The sequence below is a fragment of the Pseudochrobactrum sp. AO18b genome (assembly GCF_000409565.1).
Lineage (GTDB): Bacteria > Pseudomonadota > Alphaproteobacteria > Rhizobiales > Rhizobiaceae > Pseudochrobactrum > Pseudochrobactrum saccharolyticum.
The window spans coordinates 1-8,819 of the sequence record NZ_ANNO01000342.1; the positions used below are offsets into that span (position 1 = coordinate 1).

The 8,819-nt window shown below is 51.0% G+C and carries 6 protein-coding genes; 1 reads left to right on the plus strand and 5 read right to left on the minus strand.

What is annotated here, in order from left to right:
* Nucleotides 1-1,448, minus strand: a 1,448-nt coding sequence (locus A918_RS20490) for a hypothetical protein (RefSeq protein WP_033316131.1), incomplete at its 3' end; no start/stop codon positions are given.
* Between the two features lie 166 nt (nt 1,449-1,614).
* Here A918_RS20490 and A918_RS0113525 point away from each other — a divergent pair.
* Nucleotides 1,615-3,006, plus strand: coding sequence for an FAD-binding oxidoreductase (locus A918_RS0113525; protein ID WP_028233802.1), 1,392 nt, complete (start codon nt 1,615-1,617; stop codon nt 3,004-3,006).
* Nucleotides 3,007-3,045: 39 nt separating this feature from the next.
* On the opposite strand, the gene A918_RS0113530 is transcribed toward A918_RS0113525, so the two are convergent.
* The 4 genes from A918_RS0113530 to A918_RS0113545 all read right to left on the minus strand — a co-directional run bounded on the left by A918_RS0113530 (nt 3,046) and on the right by A918_RS0113545 (nt 8,422).
* Nucleotides 3,046-4,650 (minus strand): ABC transporter ATP-binding protein, encoded by a 1,605-nt coding sequence (locus A918_RS0113530; protein WP_022711584.1) that lies wholly within the window; start codon nt 4,648-4,650, stop codon nt 3,046-3,048.
* Nucleotide 4,651: 1 nt separating this feature from the next.
* Entirely contained in the window at nt 4,652-5,782 is a 1,131-nt protein-coding gene (locus A918_RS0113535; RefSeq protein ID WP_370637862.1) for an ABC transporter permease, read from the minus strand.
* A 13-nt stretch (nt 5,783-5,795) separates the two neighbouring features.
* Nucleotides 5,796-6,719, minus strand: coding sequence for an ABC transporter permease subunit (locus tag A918_RS0113540; protein WP_022711586.1), 924 nt, complete (start codon nt 6,717-6,719; stop codon nt 5,796-5,798).
* 110 nt (nt 6,720-6,829) lie between these two features.
* Nucleotides 6,830-8,422: a peptide ABC transporter substrate-binding protein gene (locus A918_RS0113545; protein ID WP_022711587.1), complete on the minus strand. Its 1,593-nt coding sequence runs from the start codon at nt 8,420-8,422 to the stop codon at nt 6,830-6,832.
* Nucleotides 8,423-8,819: the final 397 nt, after the last annotated feature.

An 8,819-nucleotide genomic window follows, 5' to 3' on the forward strand; every position in this document is an offset into this window, starting at 1 on the left:
ATACCAACCGCTGTCAGAATACCGAAGGTCACCGAATTTTCCGGCTGGATTTTAAAGCTGATTGATTTCGGTGCATCCAGATATTCGCCCACGGCCTTAGCGGCCTCAACAACGAGCGGCTCATTTTCAAAATAAGCAACGCCGATCTGCAGCTGGTCTTTCATTTCCTGTACGAGCGCTTCACGGGTAATACCGCGTTCTTTTGCCTGATAGTCCAGCACTTTGCCGAAGAAATTAGCATCATCGTAACGCAATTCCATATTGCTGATGGACAGGTTCTGCAACATGCCTACGGCTGCAATCTGCATGGAAGTGTTGTCGCCGCCGTCTTCCATCACACTGGTCAGCAGATCCTGCACAGCTTTGATGAATTTCAGATTATAACCACCCATTGCGAGCTTATAATTATAGGTACCGATATTCTGACCGCTAATGGTCATCTGATCGACAGTATATTCGCCGCTATAAGGTGACCAGGTGCCTTTGCCATCCATGGTCAGGTGAATTTTTTCCAGTCCGAGCGCACGGATTGCGTCCATGTCCAGATCACTGGTATCTTCTGCCAGTTCTTCCGCGTCGCCGCTGTCTTCAACCGTCTCGTCAGTATTGTCTGTGGCAATATCTGGATTCGCATCGGCTGCAACCGCAGCATCAGCCTTGTCAGCAGGGGCGGCATCATCGGTTGCCGGTGCAGCACTTTCGGTGGTCGCTTCTGCTGCTTCCTGCGCAGCTTCTTCTGCCGCTTTCGTGGCTTCTTCTACAGATTTCTGAAACTCAGCGGCTTCTTTTTTCTTCTTTTCCTGATCAATGCGGTTCGCTTCTTCAAGATCAACCTTCAGCGCCTCAATGCCCCAGCTATAATTGCTGGCTTTTTCTTTGCTGAAAGGTTCCTGCGCGAAATGTACGCCGTTCAGTTCAAAAACCGGCTTGCCTTCGACCGTGACACTGATGGCACCGAGATGAAAGCTCTCGGCATATTGCATACGGCCGAGCAGATCGACTTTCGGGTCCTTGGTCAGTTTGACATTGTTGAAGCGGATATCAGAGGTGGTGAAAACGCTGTTGTCTTCAACGATTTTAACATCATCAAATGCGGCTTTTTCAACGAGATAAACATCGCCTTCGCCCTCGGTAATATTGCTCAGCGTAATCTTGCCGAGATTAACAGGGGCGTTGTCTTTCTCGTCCTTTTCCACTTCTTCTGTTTCGTCAGTCGAAGTTTTAGGCAGAGCAAGCTGTGCTTTTGCATCATGCAGAATGACATTTTTGCCGTCGGTTTCTGCTTTGGAGAATGTCAGTTCCACCATCTGTTCTTTGAGCAGAGCCTGCAGACGCTTTGCAACATCATCACCTGTCCATGCCAGTGCAGTGCCAGCCCAAAGCGGCGCGATCACAGCAGTCAGAACGAAAGTTTTGGCAAAAACAGAGCGGGACATATTCAATGGCATGAGAAACCTCAGTAAAAAGACGGGCAATATTAATTTTGACCGCAGGATGATTGCTGCCGAACTTATTAAAAAACAGAACGACCTGAAGCGTAATAATTTTGTAAATCCCTATAACAATTCAGAGCCAATTCCAATAAACATAATCTCACAAATCAAGGGGAATGAAATGCAAAGCGCTTCTGTCCGGCACTTACTGCTGGAAAAACTATCCGGTCTTCTCGGTAAAGACATTCAAATTGGTTCTGATCTTGATATTTCGCATCTGAGTGACTGGAGCGACGAGCAGGGCGGTACACCGCTGGCTCTGGTTTTGCCGCGGGATACACAAACTGTTTCTGAAATTCTGAAACTCTGTAATGAACACCGTGTCGCTGTTGTACCGCAGGGCGGACTGACCGGCCTTGCCGGCGGCGCGGTGCCGGTACAGGATTGTGTGCTTCTGTCGCTGCGCAATATGAACCGCATTGAGACAATCAATGCGCAGGCAGGAACGATGATTGTCGAGGCCGGTGCCATTTTGCAGAATATTCAGGATGCAGCGCGCAATGCAGGCATGAATTTTGCGCTGGATCTGGGCGCGCGCGGTTCCTGCCAGATCGGCGGCAATATTTCCACCAATGCGGGCGGCAATCGTGTGATCCGCTATGGCATGACCCGTGATTTGGTACTGGGGCTTGAAGCGGTGCTGGCAGACGGCACAATTCTCAGCATGATGAATGAAATGCCGAAAAACAATGCGGCGCTGGACATGAAGCATCTGTTTATCGGTGCGGAAGGGACAATGGGGGTTGTGACCCGTGCCGTGCTGCGTCTGCGTCCGGGGATTGGCGGTGCCAATGCCGCAGTCGTTGCGCTTGAGAATTTTGAGAATGCCCTGAATTTGCTGAATTATGCGCAAAAGCGTCTTTCCGGTCGCGTCAGCGCTTTTGAAGCCATGTGGGGCGACTATTACAATATGGCTGCGAAATATGCCCGCGCACCACTCGAAGGCAGCTATCCGCTTTATGTGTTGATGGATATGCAGGGCGCTGAACCGGATGCGGAAGCGGATTTGTTCCAGTCGGTTCTGGAACATGCTTTGGAAGAGGGTTGGATTGCCGATGCTGCCATTGCTCAATCCCATCGTGAGGCCGAAGAATTCTGGACAATGCGCGATGCCATTGCGGAAATCATGACCCATGAAGGCCCGTGCATTGGTTTTGACGTGTCAGTCCCGCAAACACAGATCGGTGCAGCAGTAGATGCTATTCAGGCAGCATTGCAGAACCGCTATCCGGGTATGACCAGCCTGTTTTTCGGCCATGTCGGTGATTGTAATTTCCATATTGATATTACGAAATATACGGATTTTACCGAAGATGACCGTGCGGTTGAAGATATTGTCTATGACATTATCCGCACATTTAAAGGCTCGGTTTCAGCGGAACACGGTATCGGCCTGCATAAAAAACCGTGGCTGCATTACAGCCGCAGCGCTGCCGAATTGCAGACTCTGAAAACACTGAAAGCGGCGCTTGATCCGCATAATATTCTTAATCCCGGTAAAGTGCTGGATTAAAAATAAAAGGCCGGAACATAAATTCCGGCCTTTTGATCTTTACGCTCCGAAGCGTTTTTCGCTCATGGAAGCCTGCATCAGTGCTTTGGTATAATCCTCACGCGGTGCATCGAAAATCTGCTCGGTCTGGCCTTCTTCGACGACCTTACCGGTTTTCATCACCAGAATATAATCGGAGAGGGCGCGTACCACTGCCAGATCATGGCTGATGAACAGATAGGACAGGCCGTATTTTTCCTGCAAATCACGCAGCAAAGTCACCACCTGTTTCTGCACCGAGCGGTCAAGCGCACTGGTCGGTTCGTCCAGTACAATGACTTTCGGTTTCAGGATCATGGTACGTGCAATCGCAATACGCTGACGCTGTCCGCCGGAAAACTCATGCGGATAGCGATTGCGCATTGAAGGCTCAAGACCAACTTCTTTCAGCGCTTCACCGGCACGGATATCCCGCTCTTTGGCAGAGAGTTTCGGCTCATGGATCAGCAGCCCTTCGGTGATGATCCGCCCCACTGTCATACGCGGGCTGAGCGAGCCGAACGGATCCTGAAACACCAGCTGTAATTCGCGCCGTTTCGGGCGCATTTCCTGCGGGTCTGTCGGTAGCTCTTTGCCGAGATAAGCAATACGCCCGTCTGATTTCAGCAGGCGCAGGATAGCACGGCCAAGCGTAGATTTACCCGAACCGGATTCCCCCACAATGCCGATGGTCTGCCCCTGTTTGAGGTTGAGCGAAATACCATCCACCGCGCGCAGAACCGTCTGCGGTTTCAACCAGCCTTTTGCCAGATTGAAAGTGACAGACACATCATCTGCCTCAATCAGCAAAGGTGCAGTTGCCGGTGGTGCGGCTTTGGTGCCTTCCGGCTCTGCATCAAGCAGCATTTTTGTATAGGCATGCTCGGGAGAGGAAAAAATTTTCTCCGTTGCACCGCTTTCAACCACTTCACCGGAGCGCATGACGCAGACCTGATCGGCAAAACGTTTCACAATACCCAGATCATGGGTAATGAAAACGATGGCCATGCCGAGGCGCTTCTGCAAATCGGCCAGCAGTTCCAGAATTTGCGCTTGAATGGTCACATCCAGCGCCGTTGTCGGTTCGTCGGCTATCAGGATATCCGGATCATTCGCCAATGCCATCGCGATCATCACACGCTGGCGCTGACCACCTGACAACTCATAAGGATAGCTGTCGATGCGACGTTCCGGTTCGGGAATGCCGACCAGTTTCAGCAGTTCCAGAATGCGCGGACGTGCCTGCGCTTTGCTCATTCCGCGATGGAAACGCAAAGGCTCGGCCAGCTGATCGCCGATTTTATAGAGCGGATCAAGCGAGGTCATCGGCTCCTGAAAAATCATGGTGATTTTGGCACCACGGATCTTATTCAGCTCTTTGTCGGACATGCCGACCAGATCCTGACCGCGATAAAGCGCCTGACCGGTCGCTTTACCATTCGACGATAGCAATCCCATGATCGCCATGGTTGTCTGGCTTTTGCCGGAACCGGACTCACCGACAATTGCGACGGTCTCGCCGGACTTCACATCAAGGCTGATACCGCGTACCGCATGAACCGGTCCGTCATTGGTTTCAAATGTCACGCGCAGATCGCGTACAGATAAGACTGTTTCTGCTGTCATCTTAACGGTCCTTCGGATCAAGGCTGTCACGCAGGCCGTCGCCCAGGAAGTTCAGCGCAAAGAGAATGAGTGTCAGGGTGACTGCAGGGAAAATCAGCTGCCATGAAGCGCCACGCATATTCTGCGCCCCTTCAGAGATCAGCAGGCCGAGCGATGTCATCGGGTCCTGAACACCAAGACCGAGGAAGGACAGCAAGCTTTCAAGCAGAATGGCTTTCGGTACCAGCAGGGTAACGAAAACAATCACCGGCCCCAGCGCGTTCGGAATAATATGACGGGTAATAATACCGCGTCGTGTTGCACCGAGCGCTTCTGCCGCCTGCACAAATTCCTGCCGTTTGAGGCTCAGGGTCTGACCGCGCACAATACGTGCCATATCCAGCCATTCCGTTGCACCGATGGCAATGAAGATGATGATGATCGACCGCCCGAAAAACACCAGCATCAGAATGACGAAGAAAATGAAGGGCAGAGAATAGAGAATATCGACAATACGCATCATGATATTGTCAGCGCGCCCGCCGAGATAGCCGGAAATAGCGCCATAGCTGACGCCAAGTACAAGCGCCATAACAGAAGCCAGCAGACCGATAGCCAATGAGATACGTACCCCGATAAAGGTACGGGTCATCATATCGCGGCCGAGATTATCGGTGCCGAAGAAAAAGTAATTCCGTGCCACATCCAGCGAAAGCTTGCCGCTCAGCTTGTCGGCTGCCAGTTCAAGGCTCGGATTGCTGAACAGATCGGAGCGTTCGAAATAACGCAGAACGCGCTGATCCAGTTCACGTCCCGCACTTGAGGTCACGTCAATAGTGAGTTTCGAACCGGCAAGCTCCGGTTCTCCGCCTTTCAGGCGCGCGCGCGCCATTTCCCGTTCAAGGCCGGGAATAATCGTATCCGCACGCGGATAGGCTTCAAGGCTTGGTGCTACGCGCACAAATTGCGGATAGATTTTTTCATAGGGATGCGGGCTGACCATCGGCCCGAAAATACCGACGAGTGACAGAAAAATCAGCACAACGGCACTGGCAACAGCGGCGCGGTTGCGGCGAAGTCTGATCCATGCATCCTGCCAGAGGGAACGGCCGGCAACAGCTGTGTTGCCTTCCGGTGCACCGTGAGACGGCATATTTGTTGAGATATCAGTCATAGCGCACCCGCGGATCAAGATAAGCATAGATCAGGTCAACAACGAGGTTGAACAGCACGACAAAGACCGAGATGACGACAACAGTGCCCATCACCAATGTATAGTCGCGCCCCAATGCGCCTTGTACGAAATAGCGACCGATACCCGGAATACCGAAAATGGTTTCCACAACGACCGAACCGGTGAGCAAAGCTGCAGCTGTCGGCCCCAGATAGGAGACAGCAGGCAGAAGAGCGGCACGCAATGCATGAACGCCGACGACGATGCGGGCAGGCAGACCATAGGCACGGGCGGTGCGCACATGGTTGGCACGCAGGGCTTCAATGGTTGAGCCGCGCACTAAGCGGGCAATCACCGCCACTTGCGGCAGTGCCAGTGTGGTGATCGGCAAAATCCAATAGGTGAAATTGGCGGAAGACCAGCCACCGGCAGGTACCCAGCCGAGAATAACGCCGAAGAACAGGCTGAGCAGCGGTGCGACAACGAAATTGGGGGTGGTGATGCCGAATGTTGCTACGGCAACAATGGTATAATCCAGCCATGAATTCTGGCGCAGGGCAGCAAGTGCACCCAGCAATGTGCCGAGAATGGCGGCAAGTGTGAGAGCCAGACCACCGAGCATGATGGAAACCGGCAGGCCGGAAGCGAACAGATCATTGACCGTAAAGTCACGGCGGGCAAAGCTCGGGCCCAGATCACCCTGAAGCAGATTGCCTAAATAAATCAGATATTGCTGCCATAAAGGCGCATCCATATTATAGGCTTTTTTCAGGTTTTCGAGGATCAGCGGATCAATCGGGCGCTCAAGATCAAACGGGCCGCCCGGAACAAGCCGGATCATGAAGAAGGTCAGCGTGATGATGATAAATATCGTCGGGATCGCGCTGGCCAGCCGCCGCAGCGTATAGCTCAACATATAATTTTCCTGACTGCAACCTTCATAAAAATAATGGCTGCGGCAAAGTTAAAATAGTTTGATATGCAACAGGCTGCATAGGTGAATATGCAGCCTGCCAGTAAAAATACTTACTGTTTGAGCGACAGCCAGCGGGTTGCGTGTGCATCCATCAAATTGTCATACCAGCCTTCGATATTTTCGGAGACCAGAGCGCGTGATGAATAATACAGCACCGGAATAACGGCTGTTTCTTTGAGCAACAGACGTTCCGCATCGGCAAGAATTTCCGCGCGGGCTTTAAGATCTGTTGTGGCTTCAGCTTTAGCCATCAGAGCATCGTAGTCTTTGTTCTTCCACTTGGAATAGTTAAAGCTGACGTCACTCTGGGTCAGGAACAGGAAGTTCTGCGGATCATTATAATCGCCGATCCAGCCTGCGCGGGCGATGTCAAAAGGACCATCTTCACGCAGGAAGTTGAAATAGGTAGCACCTTCGGTTTCATTGAGCGTGGCTTTGATGCCGATATTGCTCAGCATATCCGCAATCGCGGCCATTGTGTTCTTGTGGTTCTCGGATGTGTTATAGAGCAGTTCGATTGACAAGCTGCCCGGCTCAACACCGGCTTCTTTCAAAAGCTCTTTAGCTTTATCTTCACGTTCCAGCATGTCTTTGTCGGCATATTCAGCCTTCACACCGCCTTCAACATAATTGGCAATGCCCGGAGGAACCACGGAATAGGCCGGAAGCATAGTGCCCTGCCAGACCTGTTCTGCCATGAATTCACGGTCAATCGCCATGGAGATGGCTTCACGAACACGCGGGTCTTTCAGTTTACTGTCGGCAACTTTACCTTTAACCGGCAGATAATAGGAGCCGAGATAAGGGGCAATACGGAATTCTTTAGCCAGTTTGCTCTTCACATAGTCCATCTGTTCGGACGGAACGTCGGAGCAGACCTGCACTTCTTTGGCTTCAAAGCGGCGCATGCAGCTGGCGCGGTCTTCGAAAGGAATCCAGTTAACAACATCGATCTTGACCTGATCGGCGTCATAGAAATTCGGATTCTTCTTCATGACGATTTTGTCGTTTGGTGTAAAGCTGACCAGCTGATAGGCACCATTGGTGACCATTTTGCCCGGCGTTGTGAATTTATCGCCGTTTTCTTCAACGCTTTTCTTGTTCATCGGCAGACCGGTCTGGTGGGTCAGCAGCTCAAGAAAATACGGTGTCGGGCCTTTCAGGGTGATTTTGAGGGTCAGATCATCGACCGCTTCAACGCCCAGATCTTCAAGTGGTTTCTTACCACCAACCACATCTTCAGCGTTTTTGATCGGGAATAGCATGCTGGCATAACCGGCAGCAGTTTTAGGATCCATAATGCGGCGGAATGTGAACAGGAAATCACCGGCAGTTACCGGATCGCCATTCGACCATTTGGCATCGTCACGCAGGTGGAATGTGTAAACCAGACCGTCTTCGGAAATATCCCAGGACTTGGCGGTGGCAGCAACAGCTTCGCCTTTGGCGCTCTGACGGACAAGGCCGTCATAGAGATCGGCCATGATGCGGCCTTCGGAAACGGTGGATGTGCGGTGATGATCCAATGTTGCCGGATCTGTGTCGTTACCACGGTTCAGAACGACTTCGGCAGATGCTGCACCGGCAAAAGCGCCGGTCAGTGTGAGTGCGCAGACACCTGCGAGCAAAATTTTACGATACATATAACCCTCCCTGTTAAAGTACTGAGACGGATTCTAGTATGAGTTTTTCAGGCAGAGTCAAACATCTATTTTCAGTTCTCAGTCGTGCGCCTTTAGTCGAAGGAGATTATTTTAAAACAAAAGAGAAACTTTGTTATTAATCGCAATATTATTGGCTAATTCTAAAATTTTATTACAAAGAACGAAACTAAAACAAATTGCCATAAAATCATATTATTCAATGGGATAAAATATTTTATCAACACTGATAATTTAAGTAAAATACAATAAATATGGCTGATGAAAAAAAATTGCCTTTATGTGGATAAAAACCCCGCCATTTTAGCAGGCAAGACCTTCATTCTGAAGGCAAATCAGCCAAATCACGAGTCAGTTTTGTAACAGCAATATGTTGGCA